This window comes from Bacillus sp. EU55, assembly GCF_038005925.1.
Classification (GTDB): Bacteria; Bacillota; Bacilli; order Bacillales; family Bacillaceae; genus Bacillus; species Bacillus velezensis.
Window position 1 is genome coordinate 501,492 of sequence record NZ_JBBOUE010000001.1, and the last position, 17,049, is coordinate 518,540.

The window sequence follows — 17,049 nt, forward strand, 5'->3', positions numbered from 1 at the left end:
GTTGGGCTATAGCCAAGCGGTAAGGCAACGGACTTTGACTCCGTCATGCGTTGGTTCGAATCCAGCTAGCCCAGCCATTTTATTTAAAATTTTTGAATCACTTTTAGAGCGAGCCATTAGCTCAGTTGGTAGAGCATCTGACTTTTAATCAGAGGGTCGAAGGTTCGAGTCCTTCATGGCTCACCACTTGTCACGCGGGTGTGGCGGAATTGGCAGACGCGCTAGACTTAGGATCTAGTGTCTTACGACGTGGGGGTTCGAGTCCCTTCACCCGCACTTTCTTTTCAAAGTGCTGATCACTAGCTTACATGCTTAGTGGAAAAACAGCTTCATAACACGCGGTCGTGGCGGAATGGCAGACGCGCTAGGTTGAGGGCCTAGTGGGTGAATAACCCGTGGAGGTTCAAGTCCTCTCGGCCGCATCAATGATACCAAGGGTTTTGACGCCCTTGGTATTTTTTATTTCTTTTAAAAAAATGTGTTTTGTGACCAAAAGTGTCCACTAACTTATAGTAAGTCGTCTAATTTGTCAGCCATCTCTTTCTGTTTGTTAGGATATAAATGGCCATATACGTCAATCGTTGTTTTCACAGAAGCGTGACCTAGACGTTCTTTTATTGTGATGTAGTCTTCACCTTGATTTATTAAAAGAGCAACATGTGAGTGTCGAAAATCATGTAATCTGATTGGTTCTAGGTCGGTGTCTCTGCAAAAATATTTTATCTTTCGGCTGAAAATATCCTTTGATGATGGTGTATCCTTATATTGAAATACATAAGTGTTTTCTGAATGAGGAATCATCAATGATTTGAATAATTCTTTTTGGTGTCGTTTCCAATGTTCTAATAGCTGTAATAATTTTTGGTTTATACTTATGCGCCGGAAGCCATTCCTTGTTTTTGGTTTAGTAACAATAAATTCACCTTTTATAAGAGTGGCTGACTTTCGAATATCCAGTTCCATTATGTAGGGGTCTATATCGTTCCATTGCAAAGCTAACATTTCGCCGCATCTTAATCCTGTCAGGTAAGCTGTTGTATAAAATGTTTTAAACAATAGTTGATCGTCAGGAATGAAACTGATAAATTTTTTGAATTCTTCAGGTCTCCAAAACTTCATTTTTTTATGGTTTAGAGGTAATCTCTTTACTTTGCCACAAGGGTTTCCTTTTATCACATCTTCATTTATTGCTTTTTCAAATAATTGGCTCAATGTAGCTAAAAGGTTATTTACTGACTTGTTACTCAATTTTTTTTCAATAAGATGTTTTCTGAATTCAATGATCTCATTGTGTGTAATTCTTTTGATATCTGCATGTTCAAAATAATCTCGTATATGTTTGTTGATTGTGTATAACTGTACACTATGATAACCCGGTTTACTTGAAGTTTTACATTCATCTAAGTACAACTCTATTAATTCTGGAAAACTGATTTTTTTATTTCTTATCCAGTCTTTTGATGCGTGTTTACTTCTAAAGTTGGCCTCTAATGTAAGGGCATCCTTTTTTGTTGGGGCAGTTGGTCTTTTTCTTATTCTTTTTCCAGTTATAGGATCATTACCTAAACTTACATCTACTTTATATTTTCCACTCTTTGTTTTTTTGATCGGCATTACTATCTCTCCTTACCCAAACGCTTTAAGCTGGTTATTCCAGAAATTGAATACACTGTTCAGGGTGTTGCCGGGCTGCGCGAATTTATAATCGACAACCGCAGATAAAGGCACTTCAAAATAAGACGCCACTTGCTCTTGAGTGAATTCTCTAATGATGGGGATGGCATCATGAATCATTCTGTCTGTGAGTAACAGTTCTGAGGCAAAAAGATTTGCTTGATGTTCAAGTTTATCTTTCAGGGCACTTGAACAGTTCAGAATCTTAAAAGTATTGAGATTTTTGTGTAGGTAATAATGCCCTAACTCGTGGGCAATTACAAAGTGTTCGTATTTTAAATTTTCATTGATATGAATTAGATATTGATTTGTGGGTTCATCAAATTGAAGAAATCCATTTGCTTGTCCTAGATTATTTTTTAAGATGTAAATACCCAAAGATTCACATATTTGATAAACGTTATTTGTGCCATATTCTTTTATTACAGCTAACGATTTATGTTTTATTCTTCTACTTGTATAAATGATAATCACTCTTTCTTTTTTAACTCGTCTATGAATTTAATTCCGTTTTTTAATGCTTTCTTAATTAATAAAGCAGTTTCTTCATCGAATTCACCGTTATTCATAAAAAGGAGTGTATCTTCATCCTTTAATTCTTGGATGGCTTCGTTAATTGTTTTGTTAAGCAGATTATTGTCATTAGATTCTTTGTTTTGGTTCACCTGTTCTTTTCCTAATAAATAATCTGTTGTTACATTGTAAACGTCACTTATCTTTTTCAAAGTGGATGTATCGGGGTCTCTGTAATCTCTTTCATAATTAGATAATGTGTTTTTGGATATTCCGATTTTATTAGCAGCTTGCTGTTGATTCCAACCTAAGTTTTCTCTACATATTTTTAGTCTTTGACCTAATGTCATATTGTTTTCACTCCACGAAAAGTTGATTATGAAAAGAATGATACCACTATAAGTGGATTTTTTCATTTTAGTTAACGAAAAGTTGATATATAATATTGACATCAACTTTACGTTGTTTTATTCTTGTTATACAAGTCAACTAAACGTTAACTTAATCATTATTATTTACGTTAAATGATAAAAAAATACACAAAAAGTTGATTTTTTCATTGACGAACACGTAACGTTGATTTATAATGAAATTAACCACGAAAAGTTGATTAGGAAAGGAGAAAATATATGAAACAGTTTTTAACTGCTAAGGATATTCAAGATATTCTAGGGGTTAAACAAGCCAAATCATATGAAATTATTCGTCAACTGAATGCTGAAATGTTAAGAGAAGGTTATAAGGTCATTCGGGGGAGAGTTAATAAACAGATATTTGAAAAACGTTACTTTTATGAAAGTAATGAAAGTAAAACGGGCTGATAATATGAGTTTAAGGCAAACAAATTCATTCATGAGGGATGCTGTACCGTTGGCTAGGCAGATGGAAGGTCATTGGTCGGTGAGAATGAAACTGGCGCTAAATCAAGTTATTATAAAGCATCTTTTGAATAGGCCACTTTCATCGAATAATATTCAGGTGCTGCTTAAAAAAGGCGTTTCATATCGCCGGATTTGTAAAAATTACGGTATCGGCAGAAAAGACCTTTCTGCACTTCAACAAAAACGTATAGTGTGAAGTCATATACCACTATCGGTATTGTTGGAAAAATTGAAAGGGGGAATGCGATGAAAGTAAAAGTGAATGCAACGATTGTCATGGACCTTGAAGCCTTGGAAGCTGATAAGAATTTCGAACATTTTGCCGATTATGCAATTTCGGAAACTTATGTAGTGGAAGCACCAACTTATGATTTAGCCAATGTGGAAGTATCAAAACAGCTTAAAGGATGGCATTGGTGGTGTATATGGTCGGTTGAGCCAACAGGTAAGAAAGATAGCCGAGTGTTCACCTTGTACAATGATGCATTGTACGAAAAATGTCGGTAGAAAGGATGCTGCTCTTTGAAAACTACATATAGACAAAAAAAGCGCCTTGACGAATGATCATCAAGAACGCCGTGTAAAAGATTAGACACCTTTATTATACGGCAACTTTATGGAAATGTCATGCGTGAGTATTTGAGTGATGAACAGCAATCACTTTAAATGCTGTAGCAGGCTAGAATAAGCGTGCGGCATGGCTGTAATCAGCCTGATGGCTATAAATAGCCTACTAGGTCGCCATGAAGGAATTTCCCGTTAGCGACTGACAAGCGCCACGATGGAGACAGTACCGGAGCGAATCTGTAAATATAAAATTGAAATTTAACTAACCGAATAAAAATAACGGAATGGAGATGTAAAAAAATGAACTTTAACTTTATTGTACCTGACGAAAAAATGACTTTTGGTGAGCTGAAATTCTTGGGGTTGAACCGTGAGCGTTATGCCTATGTGGATGGGAAAAGAACGGATACCCTTGAGTCACGTATTTATAATTTAGGATCAAGCGTTCAAGGTGGGCAAATTGAGGTAACTGTACCGGCTTATGTTGAATTAAAGGAATATGGCTTCTTTCAAGATGTTGAATTGAAAAATCCTAAAATTTCAGCCGGAGCAAGAGCGAATGGAAATTTCGCAAACGTAAACTGGACAGTTGAGGTTGAGGATATTCTTATTAAAGGCGGTTCTTCTGTAAAACCTGCGGCGGCAACCAGTGGCAATGATAAGAAGTAAAAAGCTCCCTATAAGCCGTAAAACGGGTGATGTATATGATTAATTTATTACGGAACCGTGTTTGGAAGTATAGGGGCAAACGTATACGTCCTTATATGAGGAATAACGTAAAACTGGCAGGCGCAATTATTTTTGTGCCTGTTTTTTTGTTATCTATGTTCATCTTCTGGAAAGATCAGTTGATTCACTTGGATGTTATGGAAACTGTAAAGCATTTTGAGTGGAATGTACCTCTGATGATCAAAAGTGTACTGTGTTCTTTTTTGGCTGTGGCGGCGTTTGCTGTTATGGCTTATTTTCTGTTTTATGATGCGTATAAAAAGCTGTATCACAGGCAAAAAATTACGAGGATGATTTTTTCGAATAAATTTTATGAAAAGGAAAGCGTTCAGGTGAAAAAGCTGTTTTCGAATGATACGGCTGCTAAAGAAAAAATCACTTACTTTCCAAGAATGTATTATCAAGTCAAAAACAATCACATTTATATCCGTATAGCTATGGATATGAGCCGTTTTCAGAATCGCTTCCTAGACTTGGGAAAGGATTTGGAGAACGGCTTATTTTGTGACCTGGTGGATAAAGAAATGGAAGAAGGCTTTGTCTGCTTCAAACTGCTTTATGATGTGAAGAAAAATCGAATTTCAATAGATGACGCAGTGGCGAAAGATGGTGTTTTGCCGTTGATGAAACATGTGTCATGGAAGTTTGACAAGTTGCCGCATATGCTTATTTCTGGTGGTACAGGCGGAGGGAAAACCTATTTCATGTTAACGATCATAAAAGCGTGTGTAGGGCTTGGGGCAGATGTGAAAATCTTAGACCCGAAAAATGCCGATTTAGCCGACTTGGAAGAGGTGCTCCCTAAAAGAGTCTATTCGCAGAAAAATGGCATCCTTATGTGTCTGAGAAAGTCGGTTGATGGCATGATGGAGCGAATGGATGAAATGAAGAAAATGCCCAATTATAAGACGGGTGAAAACTATGCCTATTTAGGGCTAAAACCTGTTTTTATCTTCTTTGATGAATACGTGGCATTTATGGATTTGTTGGATATGAAAGAAAGGAATGAAGCCTTATCCTACATGAAACAATTGGTTATGTTGGGTCGACAAGCTGGTTATTTTCTTGTTTTAGGGGCACAGCGCCCGGATGCAAAATATCTAGCGGACGGGATACGAGATCAGTTTAGTTTCCGTGTGTCGTTAGGCTTGATGTCTGACACAGGGTACGGAATGATGTTTGGTGATGTGGATAAAGCATTTGTGAATAAAAAAGTGACGGGGCGAGGATATGCCAATGTAGGCACAGGTTCGGTTTTAGAGTTTTATAGTCCAATTGTGCCGAAAGGGTATGATTTCATGTCATCTATTAAAGAATCGCTGGTTGGAGTCACGGGAGCGCAGGCGACGGCAGTCGCCAGCGGCAGCGTAAGCGACCAGACGGCCAGCGGTGAGCGAAGGAGCGAAGCGAGTGAGTGAACTACAAAACCCCCCCCACGCTAACAGGGGGGTAGTAATGTTAAAAGAAGAAAAAGAGAATGTTGAAAATCCTTTAGTATCAATGGTTGATTACATTCGTGTGACTTTCAAAACTCATGATGTTGACCACATTATCGAGAATATTCTTCACTTGAACAAAGATTTCATGACAGAAAAGCCGAACGGCTTTTACGGATATGTCGGAACGTTTGAACTGGATTTCATCAAGGTTTTTTACTCTTCGCCCGGAGATAATAGAGGTATTCTGGTCGAGTTATCGGGTCAAGGCTGTCGACAATTTGAGTCGTTCTTAGATTGCCGGAAGAAAACATGGTTTGATTTCTTTCAAGACTGTATACAGAATGGCGGTTCATTTACTCGCCTTGATCTGGCAATTGACGATAAAAAAACATACTTTTCAATCCCGGAATTGTTGAAAAAAGCCCAAAAGGGCGAATGTATTTCACGATTTAGAAAATCAGATTATAACGGTTCTTTTGATCTCTCGGATGGTCAAATGGGTGGAACAACAATATACTTTGGTTCAAAAAAATCAGAAGCTTATCTATGTTTCTATGAAAAAAATCATGAACAGGCTGAAAAATACAATATTCCGTTAGAGGATTTAGGTGACTGGAATCGCTATGAAATTCGTTTGAAGAACGAACGAGCACAAGTAGCCATTAAAGAACTGATTAAACGACAGGATTTGACATATATCGCATTGCAGATTATTAACAACTATGTGAAATTCGTTGATCCGAACGAAAGAGAACGCCGATACTGGGAAACAAGTGATTTTTGGCAAGCTTTTATAGGTGATGTAGGGAAACTGCAACTTTACATGAAGCCGCAAAGAGACTTTTACCAAAAAACAAGGAACTGGTTGAAAAACTCATGTTCCCCCACCATGAAAATGGTGCTGGAAGCTGACCAACACTTGGGACGCAATGATCTTTCGGACATGATTATGGAAGCTGAGCTGTCAGACAAACAAGAAAAGATGCTGGATGTGTTTCTTGCTGAAGTGGCGGACATGGTCGTTTAGCGTTTTAAATAGACTGCTATCGCTCTTAAACACAGGTGATGCGATTAAACGTATGTGTCAACGGTACCGGAACGAAGTGAGGATAAGGAGTTGACATATTCAGCGCCACTAAAACCCTCTTGGCATTGAACAAACAACCGTTTGTTCCTGCCTACCGGCGAGGGAGTCCCCCGATGATTCGGGGGAATAGGGGGATAGATTATTAGCGATCCAACGGGCTTCCGTTGGTGGGGTTGGGCAAAGCCCAAGAAAGGAGAAGTTTTTGAATGGCGATTGGATCTATTGATTTTGCTACTTCTACTGGAGGAAAATATGCTGACCCAATGAGGGTTTTTCTAATTGTGCTTGATGAACATGTTTTTATTCTGAATGCCTGTTCTTTGGAGGACGTTAACAATTTCTTAAAAAAGGAGTTCCCCCAAAATATTGAAAAGCCATTTGCAATTATGGAGTTAACCAATTATCAGCTTAAAATATTGGATAAACCTTATATCGAGAAACTCGTTGATGATTGTAGAGAACTTTTTAATACTCGCTTTTCTAAGAGAACGTTAAGGGAGGAATAAATATGAATGGCGTTAATCTCCTTAATCCAGCTTTGCTGGAAAGGGAATTAGAGTCAATTGGTCATTTGGATTTGTTTGATGAAATTGTTGAACAAATGAAAGAAGTCGCTCCTCATGAAGAATCATTTATTGTTCAGGTGACTGCTGAGGTGAATGGTTTTTACCAGAAGGTATATGCAGTGTTTTCGATTGTCGAGGAAGATGAATTAGAAGAGCAGCACGAAAAAGATGTTCAATTTGAAGTTATTGGCTATTCCAAACCAGTTGCGCAGTAAAGTGAAGGGATGTGTTCTTTCGTGATCGTTCATCATCTAAAGATACTTCCGGAAGAGTTTGAAGCTATTTCTAAAGGGGCTACAGAGGTTACAGTCAGCGAAAATATTTATAAGGCTAAAGATGTTTTGTGCCTTCATGAATGGAAGGGCGAGTGTACGAAGCGAGTCATAGAAGTGCTTGTTTTGGATAGGCGTCAGTCTTTGACTCCTGGTCTTATAGTGTTAAGGGTCGAAAAAATTAAGGAAGGAGAAAATAATAGCGTCTTATTCAAATAATTCATGCATGGGGAGGAATAAAGGTGAATAATGTCAATCTTCTCAATCGGGCGGCTTTGGAAAGTGCATTGGAGGCAATTGGATGTGTGCATGATACTGAAAGTATAGTAGAGAAAATGCAGGACTACGTCATTTATTACACAAGAGAAGCTGAACGATTTTTAGTTGAAATCTTAACCGTTGTGGAGAATTACACAAGGAAGCTTTTTGTAATGTTCAACATCTTAGAAGATGAAGATGGTGAAACAGAAGAAAAAAACGTGGAATTTGAAAGTGCTCACTTGGATAAGGGGTGAGTAGTTTTTCTACTGTTAACGATCAATTCGAGGGTATCGGTTATTCGGAATGAGGAGGACTTTATGAATTATAAAATTGTTAATGAGTCTACTCTTATAGATACATTGGAGCGACACCTAAATGGTCATCTGTTAGATGATGTTTTAGAAAGGCTGAGTGATGAAATTTCAACTAACTATGAACAGATGATTATTGTTCATGTTCGTAAGGATGATGGCGGCGAAATGGTGGCGAATTTGTACTTTCATTTTCGAGTCATGGAAGAATATGAGGATGAAATTTGTTATGTATGACCCGCATGTTATTAGAAAAGATTATGAAGCAACCTACTTAAAGAATGGAGGACGATGATAGAAGGAGTGGTTATGTGTCTGCTGTTGACGATCAATTCAGGAGCTTGGGGTTTAACGTAGGCATCCCGTCGTTGGTTTTTGTAAGGAGTCTAAGCAGAGATTGTATGTTGGTTGTGGAAGGTCAAAGGGTCAAAGGTTTTTCTGAGTACAGATACACCTTTTATAAAACGAGGTATCTACCGGATGGACGAATGACAAGTGTAAAAGTGTATATAGAGAATCAAGCCATAAAAAGGGTGTTACTTCGTGTAGCATCCTTTTTATCTTTCCTAGAGAGTACAAGGCAAATAGAAAGCGAGGTTTTAAGATGAGGGAAGTCTTGAAAAGTATTAATGGTAAGCCTGTAAAGTTCCTTGTGGGAGATGTAAATGAGCCGAATTATGAAAAAATCGCTCGTTCTATATTAAGACTATCCCGAAAAATAAAACAGCCTGAAAGTGAGAAAGGCACAGCTTAAAGGGGTGAAAAGATGCTTCAAAAGGAAAATGAAAACGAGAAAAAAGAAGAATCATTTTTTAAGGCTGCTATCCAAAAAATAAAACAAGTCCGTCGGCCTGAGAAAACAAATATAAAAGTGCCGCGAGATCGTACCCGATTGGTCGCAGGGACGTTGTGGACGTGTGTAGGAGCGTTACTTCTCTTTTGTCTCATGTCTGTTTTGTTGTCTGTTAACACTCGATCTGCTGTGAATGATATAAGGAATCAATCCAGTAAGCCTGCTGAAAGCGAAAAACAGAAAATGTCTACAACGGCGGCTGAAAATTTTCTGTCAGGCTTCATCAATGAATATATCAACGTGAAAAATGATCAAGATGCCATTGACGAACGAAAAAAGAATCTTGAGAGTTACATGGTGAAGCAGACACAAACGAGCTTTGAAGAAGGCGAACGCTTCGATATGGATGGCTTTAAGGGTGATCGTCAGCTAAATGATTACAGCTTGTATAACGTGAAAGAAGGTGATAAAGGGAAGCTTTTTCAGTACAAAGTGACATATACGAATCTCTTTCTGGTAGAAAAAGAAGTTGAGAAAAAAGTAAAGGATGGGAAAAAGGAAAAGAAAGTGAAGGAGAAAGTTACAGAAAATGAAAAAGCTGAAAAACAAGTGCTATTAAATATTCCTGTAGTCAATAAAGGCGATGCGTTCGCTGTCTCTGCTGTCCCGTACTTCACTGAGATATACGACTTAAAGGGCAGTGTATCAGCTTCTGAGAAGGAAGAAACGAGGGACGAATACGCAGGAAATAAAAAGGAAGCGATTGAGTCATTTCTTACATCTTTCTTTGAAAAATATGCTTCTGAAAAACAAGAGGAAATGGTGTATATGATGAAAAAGCCGGAAGCGCTTCAAGGAAGCCTTGTATTCGGTGAAGTGAAAAGCGCTAAGGTCTTCGGGACGAAAAAAGGTTTCGAGGTTATTTGTGCTGTCCAATTTAAAGAAAAAGAAAACGAGATACCTGTCAATGAAAGCTTTACGCTCGAATTAACAGAAAAAAGCGGTCAATTTTATGTGAATGAATTAAAACACAATTAGAAAGGGGAAAACAAAATGGATTTATTCAACCATTTGATTATGGGGGCTGGCCTCCCTACTCTTAGCGGGGTTAAAGGCTGGGTTTTGGACATTGTCTCGCAGTTTATTGTGATTGTTGTCGTGGCTTTGGCTGCTAAGCACTTCGTGAAATTGAAAATAGGCGGAATTGTGGCGGCTTGTGTTCTCGGAAGTGCTGTTACATGGACTATTCGTCACTGGTCGCAGTTCTCCGGCTGGGTTGACGCACTCATGAACAAATTGTAAGGAGTGGTATTGTGGGGCGTCTAGTTTTTAATTATCGGAAGGCAATGCGGGAGCCGAAAAAAATTCAACAGCTTACCGAGAATTTTTCATTGCCGTTTGCTATTGAGTTGATACCTGCAATCAACTACTTTATTTTTGTGGCTCTATGCTTCGGTTTTTGGTACGGCGTGAGGATGATTTTCCCTCACGCTTTTGAAAATACATTCTTTATCGTGATTTTTGGTACCCCGGTATTGTTAACCATGCTTGTAACGAAAATTAAACCGGAAGGAAAAAACATCTATCTGTATTTCTTTGACTTTGCAAAATACTATTTTCTGATTAAGCTTCCTGAAAAGAAGTTTTGTAATGACCGTAAGGTGGATTTAAGTAATGAAAAGCAAATTGAGTTCCGAAAATTAGTAGAGGTGGTGGGAAAATCGAATGAAATTAAGAACACCGATGAAAGCCATATACAACAACCTGTTGTTGACAAGAACGGGAGACGTTTGGGCGTATTACCGCATAAAAAGCAGTTCCATCCCAATGCAGAATAAAGAAAAAGTCGAGAATTACAAACAAAAATGGAAACACTTATTCGAAGAAATTACTTCATATGATGACTTTCATTTAATGATGTATCCAAGTGAATATGAGTTGGAAAAACGATTTGAGGATTTAGAATCTGATCTTGCCGAAGATGCTTTGGATGTGGCTCGTTATTACAATGAGGAAACAGTAAGACTCTTGGAACAACGTTTAGGGCGGCTTACCAAGTATGATTTTATCTTCGGCATTAAATTGAAAAACAGCCTTGTTAACATCAGCGTTGAAATGAAAGACAATGTATTGTCATTGTTCAATACGGCGACTGATACAGTCGTCAAAATGTTGGGGTGGGAACAAAATGTTCCGACCTCCTTTTTTTATAAGTATGAAGAAGTTGAAGAGACATTAGCCAATGTAATGGCGTCCATTCGGGGCGAACGGCTGACGAAGCAGGAAATGACGTACATGAATCGTTATCATTTTGTGCGTGGCTTAAAGCATCGAATCGAAGAGGAAAGCGAGATTAGAAACGTCAGATCAATCACGAATACACTTATTGACCCTACAAATCCTTCTGTATTACATCTCCATAGTGATCAAGATGAAGGCTTCACTTCTTTTGTTGTCGTTGATGAATTTTTGCACAATATGTCTGAAAGTGATTTGTTTTATGAAGCGCAGGCTCTTCCGTTTCCAGTAGAAGTACAGATCAAGGCACAGACAGAATCGAAGTCTATCACTAAACCAGCCTTAAATATCAAGAAGCAACAATTGAAAGAGGAACAGCGTGAACAGCATAGCACAGGTGACCGCAGTGACGTTTCAACTGTGACCAGTGCGACGATGGTGCGGCATCTGCAAGATGAAATAAAAAAAGAAGAAGTGTACTTGATGAACTGGCTGGCCGTCATTGTGGTTCATGGCAAAGATAAAAAGGACTGTACCCGAAAGGCTACGATTGTTAGGCGTCATTTAAAAGGGGCAGGCATCACATGCAGGCTTCCTGTGGCGGATCAATTGAAACTGTTTTATAAGATGCTGCCCGGCGAAAAGTTAGATATAACGGATAAAAACTGGATTCAAAAAACAACACAAGATGGGCTGGCTGAAGGTTTGTTTGCTGTTAACTCTGATATAGGTTCAAAAATAGGATTCTTTCTTGCTTGGGTAGATCGCTTTATAGAGCACACCGATTTAGAAAGCGCCATTCTATCAAGTCGTGATTTTGTCTTGTTCCATCCATTCTTAGCAAATCAGCAGTTAAAAGGGTCGAAGACACGTTCACCTCACTGTCTGATTACAGGAGACACAGGAAACGGCAAGTCTTATCTCGCAAAATTGATTTTTAATTATATCAGCATGCTGAACGTTAAGGCGCTTTATATTGACCCGAAAAAAGAAATGAGGAAATGGATACGCCGAGTTTTAAACGATCAAGAGATCAGAGAAAAGTTCCCTCTGTATATCGCTCATTTAGAAAAATACAACTATATTACGTTAGATCATGAAGATAAAGGAAACTGGGGCGCATTAGACCCGATTTCCTTCCTCCCGCCTATGAAAGCGAAAGACCTCGTTCAAGTCATCTTTGAGCAAGTCTATGATTTTAAAGGAAAAGACGATGTAAATACGGCGTTTCTACGTGCGACATCAAATCTCATTGAGATGAAACAAAAAGGGGAACAAGTTGGCTCCCTCCATATTGTGAAGGAAATGCAGAATCATCCGGAAGAAGCCGTGAGAAAAGCAGGCGATTATTTAAATGAAGTTGTGGCGGACTCCATCCTGAAATTATGTATTCATGATGGATCAAATCCGGCTCTATCACTTGAAGAGAGAATCACAATTTTAGAAGTGGAAAATATGGATTTGCCGGAGCACTCGGAGCGATTTGAGAATTATACAACCACACAATTAAAATCAAGTGCGGTTATGTTTGCGCTCGGTAAATTCTGTGAGCTGTTTGGAATGAATCAAGATGAACAGACAGTTGAGTTTATAGATGAAGCGTGGATATTCACCACTTCCCAGCAAGGGAAAAAAGTCGAACGTCAAATGCGGCGTATAGGTCGCTCTTATAATAACGCTGAGTATTTTATCTCACAGTCTACAAAAGACGCATTGAAAGAAGAGGACAACGGTAACTTTGGTGTTGCTTTCGCTTTTGATGAACCGAACGAACGTGAAGACGTGTTGAAATGGATGAACATGGAGGTCACAAAAGAGAATCTAAAAATGATGGAATCCATGTTTCAGGGGCAATGTCTCTTTAAAGATTATTATGGCCGTACTGCCAAAATATCAATTGAATGCCTGTTTGAAGAATGGGAAGGTGCATTGAAAACAGTTGAGAAAAAAGCTGTCGCATACGCCGAGGAAAAATATTTATAAAGGGGATGGAAAAATGGAGGTTGCGCTCTTGAATTCTTTGGTTCTGACCAGCCCGGGTTGTTATAAGGCTGACAAAATCACGATACAGGAAGTTCATGATGTACTAGGGTGTTACGGTTGGCGCTATAAAAGCTTTATTGGGCACAGGTCAACGGCTCTATTTATGCAAGCGCTGCTAGGAATCAGAGTGGAGCATAATCGCAAAATGTTCAGGCACATGAAGTATCAAAAAGCAATTTGTTTTAAATTGTATGATCGTTTTCCTGAATGGAAGGTGCTGACCGAAAGGGATTTAGCGAACGCAAAATATCAGTTCTATTTACTGACAAGGCTAGATTAGGAGGAACGACATGAAAAAGAAAAAAATTCTTATAGTGTCAGCTGTCATTTTGCTGTTTCTCACCATTATTACAGCAGTGTCTACCATTGCGGCGGATGGAGACACAACTACACAGCCCAAAATTGAAAAGTCGGGAGGCGTTGAATTAGAGTCGAAACGATTTCCGATTTCCCGGTATCAGGCGAATAATGAAGCATCTGATAAATTTCTTGAAGGACCATTTGTGGGGATGACAAATGTGACATTCTCTTTTGCCGCAAATATCGTTCGCGTGGTCGATGCGGGTATGGATGTCATGTATAACCTTAAGCCGATAGATAAATTTGCGGACAGCATCACGAATGTATCAAAAACGGTATATAAATCGCTGAAAAAGAATTTTGGGGAAGCGCTTTTTATCTTTGTAGGCGGTTATGTTGTGTATCTATTTTTTGTAAGAGGAAGTGTGAAGGATGCTATGAGACGTAGCATTCTTTTTATTGTTGTATTAGTTATTGGGGGCTTATGGGTATCAAACGCTGGTTATTACATGAAGGGATTGAATGCCCTTTCTGTTGAGATACAAGGGAAGCTGTTGAAAGCAGGAAACGGTTTGATTGGAATAGTAGAAAATGAGGGCATTTATGCTGATGCTTCAAAAATAGAGAAAGGTAAGGAAATGGAAGGAACAGTCGCTGTAATGCGTAATGTGTACTTTGAAATTGCCTTGAAAAAGCCCTATCTCATTGTGAATTATGACCAAACAAGTGCGGCTAAAATCAATGAGAAAGGAGACAGCAAAGAAGAATTAAGTCGTGTTGATAAGCTGTTGTCCTATAAATTGTCTGATGAAGGACAGAAAGAGAAGATGAAATATATAAAGGAATATGAATCGGATAAATATAAAAATGACGCAATGACAATAGGAAATGTGTTTAACCAGTTGGGGGAATCGTTTATAGCTGTTGGGGCGGCAATAGCGATTGGAATCCCTTTTCTTGGTTTGGCGTTTCTGAGTTTCTTATTACAGATTATCGCCTTAGCGATTGTATTTTTTTTTCCGTTTGCGTTTATTATTGCCTATGTCCCGCAACTTGCTATGTCGGGCTTTGTTGCTTTAGGACGTTTGGGAAGCGTTTATCTCTTAAAAGCAATGTTGGGCATTTTAATACTTTTTGTATATGTTCTCTGTTTCATGGTTGATACACTCATCCCTCCTAACGGTTTTGGAATGTATCTGTTAAATACTGTTGTATTGGCGGCTATAATGTGGATTGCAATTAAGAAAAGAGATTCGATTGTTCAATTTGTGACTGCCGGAAAAGTTGTATCTGTTGATAATAACATGGTAGACAACATGAGAAAGGAATATGTACAGCCTTCTTGGGAAGCCGCAAAAAAAGGTGCAGGCAGACTATCTGGGGCAATTGGGCAAATTGGAAAGGTGTTTGGCAACAGAAAAGGAAAAGGCGGATTCGAAGATCAAGAATCGCCATCTCCTGAGGGAGCGAGTGCAGGCGGAAGCAGTCCGGGGATGGTGACTGGATTCAACAAGGGAGCTATTTCGAGGACGCCGCAACAAAATGAAAAAGCATCTTTATCCCCGTCTTTTGACCAAGAGAGAAAAGCACTTGAAAGAAAGCCGCAAAACATGAGAAAAGAAGAGCCTAGATTAACGCCGAGTGAATTGCAGAAAAAACAACAGCTTAATTCTTTTACAAGAGACTGGCGGCGAGAAGGTGTTAAAGCTCCTATGATGGATGATGTTTTGAAAGAAGAGCAGGAAGGAGCTTATAAGCGTGCACCAATGCTTCAAGAGAAGAGGGATGAAAAAGACCGGTCTGACCAAAGGGAATTTGTTGAGAATCACGATGTGGCTTCTCCTGAGACAAACGGAAATCTTCATCATCAGCAGGAAGAAGAAAAAATAAAAAGAGCACCTTTATATCAAGAAGCGATGACGGAAGAAGAAAGAACAGACCAACAACAATTGAGTGAAAGAGAGCATCGGGCAAAGGGTTATGGTCATCAAGTAGCAAAAATGCAACGGGAGAACGTTTCTCCGGCTTATCAAGAGGTTCAGACAGAAACACAACACACTCCGCATTCAACTGTTAAGCAGGAGAATAAACAGCCGAATCAACCAGTTATAAGACCATCTGAGACACCTTCAAAAGTCCGAACAGATGGTTTTTCTATGGAGAAAAAACAGTCTGTTTCTTCCAGCAGTGAAAATCGATTCGTAAATCGTGAAGTTCCGAAAAAGATCACTGAAAAGCCTGTGACGCTGAAACGTAACAGTCCAAAAGTGATGAATAAGGTGGAGACCCTTCCCCTGCATGATATTGTGGGTCGCTCATCAGCAAAAGGCATAGATAGATTAAGAGAGGATGAAAGGACATGACAGTTTTAAGTAAGCCGAAGCCGAAAACATATCTTTGGATATTCATATGTTCAACTCCTGTCATCCTCTTCTTTCTTTTGGGGGTGGCTGCTGTCATGTTGATTTCGAGAGAACATGACATTGGAAACGATGAAATTGGGGGCGGAGATGGGGAATTTGAGACGATCGGTATTGCCCCGGAGGTTGAACGTTTCCGATTTGCGTTTGAAAGATACGCTCGTCAAGAGGGCGTATATGATCAAGTAAATGTGATTATGGCGCTCACCATGCAGGAAAGTGGTGGGCGTTCTTTAGATATTATGCAAAGTTCTGAAAGTATAGGATTGCCACCAAATACCATTACAGACCCGGAATATTCTATTGAAGTCGGTATCAAACATTTTAAAAAAGTGTTTAAAGAAGCTGGCGGAGATGTCCGGCTGGCTTTACAATCGTATAACTTTGGCTCTGGTTTTATCGGATATGTAAAGAAGCACGGGGGCAAATACACAAAAAAACTGGCTTTAGAGTTCAGTCGTCTTCAAGCCATTAAGATGGGCTGGAAAAGCTACGGTGATCCGAGTTATGTAGATCATGTGATGCGCTATCTCAAAGGCTCTAATAAGGATGTGAAGCCAGTTGATGGCGCAATAGATGGCTATGAAAACATTATGAAAGAAGCTCTGAAATATGAAGGACAGCCATATGTATGGGGCGGTTCAAACCCAAAAAGCGGATTCGACTGTTCGGGACTTGTTCAATGGTCATATGCAAAAGCTGGCATCACTCTCCCACGAACAGCACAGGAACAGCACGGAGCAACGAAAAAGATCAGTGAAAAGCAGGCTGTACCGGGTGACCTCGTGTTCTTTGGCGGCACATATGAAGGAAAGGCAATTACTCATGTCGGCATTTATGTTGGTGAAGGTCGAATGTTCAATTCGAATGACAGCGGTATTCAGTATTCTGATCTAAAATCCGGCTACTGGCGCAGTCATCTGGTTTCATTTGGGAGAATAAAATTTTAAGGAGT

General features: G+C 39.1%; 22 protein-coding genes, 4 tRNA genes and 1 pseudogene. 24 read left to right on the top strand and 3 right to left on the bottom strand.

Annotated elements, in window-relative coordinates; all coding sequences use genetic code 11:
* Positions 1 to 2: 2 nt before the first annotated feature.
* From NYE50_RS02550 to NYE50_RS02565, 4 genes are all read left to right on the top strand, one after another.
* Positions 3 to 77 (top strand) — tRNA-Gln (locus NYE50_RS02550).
* 33 nt (positions 78 to 110) lie between these two features.
* Positions 111 to 186 (top strand) — tRNA-Lys (locus NYE50_RS02555).
* An 8-nt stretch (positions 187 to 194) separates the two neighbouring features.
* A tRNA-Leu gene (locus NYE50_RS02560) sits at positions 195 to 276 on the top strand.
* A gap of 62 nt (positions 277 to 338) precedes the next feature.
* A tRNA-Leu gene (locus tag NYE50_RS02565) sits at positions 339 to 422 on the top strand.
* An 85-nt stretch (positions 423 to 507) separates the two neighbouring features.
* On the opposite strand, the gene NYE50_RS02570 is transcribed toward NYE50_RS02565, so the two are convergent.
* Genes NYE50_RS02570 through NYE50_RS02580 form a run of 3 tightly spaced genes read right to left on the bottom strand, consistent with a single transcriptional unit; the run spans position 508 to position 2,537 of the window.
* Positions 508 to 1,614: a tyrosine-type recombinase/integrase gene (locus tag NYE50_RS02570; protein ID WP_159353825.1), complete on the bottom strand. Its 1,107-nt coding sequence runs from the start codon at positions 1,612 to 1,614 to the stop codon at positions 508 to 510.
* A 12-nt stretch (positions 1,615 to 1,626) separates the two neighbouring features.
* Complete coding sequence (locus NYE50_RS02575; RefSeq protein WP_159353826.1) at positions 1,627 to 2,148, bottom strand: ImmA/IrrE family metallo-endopeptidase; 522 nt, start codon at positions 2,146 to 2,148, stop codon at positions 1,627 to 1,629.
* Positions 2,145 to 2,537: a helix-turn-helix domain-containing protein gene (locus NYE50_RS02580; protein WP_025649960.1), complete on the bottom strand. Its 393-nt coding sequence runs from the start codon at positions 2,535 to 2,537 to the stop codon at positions 2,145 to 2,147. The genes NYE50_RS02575 and NYE50_RS02580 overlap by 4 nt, the downstream gene beginning before the upstream one ends.
* Before the next feature lie 279 nt (positions 2,538 to 2,816).
* On the opposite strand from NYE50_RS02580, the gene xis reads away from it, so the two are divergent.
* The 20 genes and pseudogenes from xis to NYE50_RS02675 all read left to right on the top strand — a co-directional run bounded on the left by xis (position 2,817) and on the right by NYE50_RS02675 (position 17,044).
* Positions 2,817 to 3,008: an ICEBs1 excisionase gene (gene xis, locus NYE50_RS02585; protein ID WP_127070133.1), complete on the top strand. Its 192-nt coding sequence runs from the start codon at positions 2,817 to 2,819 to the stop codon at positions 3,006 to 3,008.
* 4 nt (positions 3,009 to 3,012) lie between these two features.
* Positions 3,013 to 3,264, top strand: a complete 252-nt coding sequence (locus NYE50_RS02590) for a hypothetical protein (RefSeq protein ID WP_224988907.1) — start codon at positions 3,013 to 3,015, stop codon at positions 3,262 to 3,264.
* 50 nt (positions 3,265 to 3,314) lie between these two features.
* Positions 3,315 to 3,575 carry a hypothetical protein gene (locus NYE50_RS02595; protein WP_159353827.1) on the top strand — a complete coding sequence of 87 codons (261 nt, stop codon included), beginning with the start codon at positions 3,315 to 3,317 and terminating at the stop codon, positions 3,573 to 3,575.
* 205 nt (positions 3,576 to 3,780) lie between these two features.
* Positions 3,781 to 3,872, top strand: a pseudogene (locus NYE50_RS21905) (hypothetical protein); the annotation flags it as partial.
* Between the two features lie 63 nt (positions 3,873 to 3,935).
* On the top strand, positions 3,936 to 4,304 hold the full coding sequence (locus tag NYE50_RS02600; protein WP_039062652.1) for a YdcP family protein: 369 nt from the start codon (positions 3,936 to 3,938) through the stop codon (positions 4,302 to 4,304).
* Positions 4,305 to 4,339: 35 nt separating this feature from the next.
* Positions 4,340 to 5,782: an ATP-binding protein gene (locus NYE50_RS02605; RefSeq protein ID WP_159353828.1), complete on the top strand. Its 1,443-nt coding sequence runs from the start codon at positions 4,340 to 4,342 to the stop codon at positions 5,780 to 5,782.
* Complete coding sequence (locus tag NYE50_RS02610) at positions 5,775 to 6,830, top strand: replication initiation factor domain-containing protein (RefSeq protein ID WP_159353829.1); 1,056 nt, start codon at positions 5,775 to 5,777, stop codon at positions 6,828 to 6,830. Before NYE50_RS02605 ends, NYE50_RS02610 begins: the two co-directional genes overlap by 8 nt.
* 266 nt (positions 6,831 to 7,096) lie before the next feature.
* Positions 7,097 to 7,396 carry a hypothetical protein gene (locus NYE50_RS02615; RefSeq protein ID WP_159353830.1) on the top strand — a complete coding sequence of 100 codons (300 nt, stop codon included), beginning with the start codon at positions 7,097 to 7,099 and terminating at the stop codon, positions 7,394 to 7,396.
* A gap of 2 nt (positions 7,397 to 7,398) precedes the next feature.
* Positions 7,399 to 7,671, top strand: coding sequence for a hypothetical protein (locus NYE50_RS02620; RefSeq protein WP_224988897.1), 273 nt, complete (start codon positions 7,399 to 7,401; stop codon positions 7,669 to 7,671).
* Between the two features lie 21 nt (positions 7,672 to 7,692).
* Positions 7,693 to 7,947, top strand: coding sequence for a DUF3850 domain-containing protein (locus NYE50_RS02625; protein ID WP_061861735.1), 255 nt, complete (start codon positions 7,693 to 7,695; stop codon positions 7,945 to 7,947).
* A 23-nt stretch (positions 7,948 to 7,970) separates the two neighbouring features.
* Positions 7,971 to 8,243: a hypothetical protein gene (locus NYE50_RS02630; protein ID WP_064107267.1), complete on the top strand. Its 273-nt coding sequence runs from the start codon at positions 7,971 to 7,973 to the stop codon at positions 8,241 to 8,243.
* Positions 8,244 to 8,306: 63 nt separating this feature from the next.
* Positions 8,307 to 8,537, top strand: a complete 231-nt coding sequence (locus NYE50_RS02635; RefSeq protein WP_159353831.1) for a hypothetical protein — start codon at positions 8,307 to 8,309, stop codon at positions 8,535 to 8,537.
* A 74-nt stretch (positions 8,538 to 8,611) separates the two neighbouring features.
* Positions 8,612 to 8,908, top strand: a complete 297-nt coding sequence (locus tag NYE50_RS02640) for a hypothetical protein (protein WP_077391998.1) — start codon at positions 8,612 to 8,614, stop codon at positions 8,906 to 8,908.
* 158 nt (positions 8,909 to 9,066) lie between these two features.
* A complete protein-coding gene (locus NYE50_RS02645; RefSeq protein ID WP_159353832.1) occupies positions 9,067 to 10,131 on the top strand; it encodes a conjugal transfer protein in 1,065 nt (354 codons plus the stop codon).
* Positions 10,132 to 10,146: 15 nt separating this feature from the next.
* On the top strand, positions 10,147 to 10,395 hold the full coding sequence (locus tag NYE50_RS02650) for a hypothetical protein (RefSeq protein WP_025649948.1): 249 nt from the start codon (positions 10,147 to 10,149) through the stop codon (positions 10,393 to 10,395).
* Between the two features lie 11 nt (positions 10,396 to 10,406).
* Complete coding sequence (locus tag NYE50_RS02655) at positions 10,407 to 10,931, top strand: conjugal transfer protein (protein ID WP_039062660.1); 525 nt, start codon at positions 10,407 to 10,409, stop codon at positions 10,929 to 10,931.
* Positions 10,819 to 13,314, top strand: coding sequence for an ATP-binding protein (locus NYE50_RS02660; protein WP_159353833.1), 2,496 nt, complete (start codon positions 10,819 to 10,821; stop codon positions 13,312 to 13,314). Before NYE50_RS02655 ends, NYE50_RS02660 begins: the two co-directional genes overlap by 113 nt.
* A 13-nt stretch (positions 13,315 to 13,327) precedes the next feature.
* The gene (locus NYE50_RS02665; protein ID WP_159353834.1) at positions 13,328 to 13,654 is read left to right on the top strand and encodes a YddF family protein; all 327 of its coding nucleotides are present in this window, start codon (positions 13,328 to 13,330) and stop codon (positions 13,652 to 13,654) included.
* A gap of 10 nt (positions 13,655 to 13,664) precedes the next feature.
* Positions 13,665 to 16,037: a CD3337/EF1877 family mobilome membrane protein gene (locus NYE50_RS02670; protein WP_224988895.1), complete on the top strand. Its 2,373-nt coding sequence runs from the start codon at positions 13,665 to 13,667 to the stop codon at positions 16,035 to 16,037.
* Complete coding sequence (locus NYE50_RS02675; RefSeq protein WP_224988893.1) at positions 16,034 to 17,044, top strand: bifunctional lytic transglycosylase/C40 family peptidase; 1,011 nt, start codon at positions 16,034 to 16,036, stop codon at positions 17,042 to 17,044. The genes NYE50_RS02670 and NYE50_RS02675 overlap by 4 nt, the downstream gene beginning before the upstream one ends.
* Positions 17,045 to 17,049 lie beyond the last annotated feature (5 nt).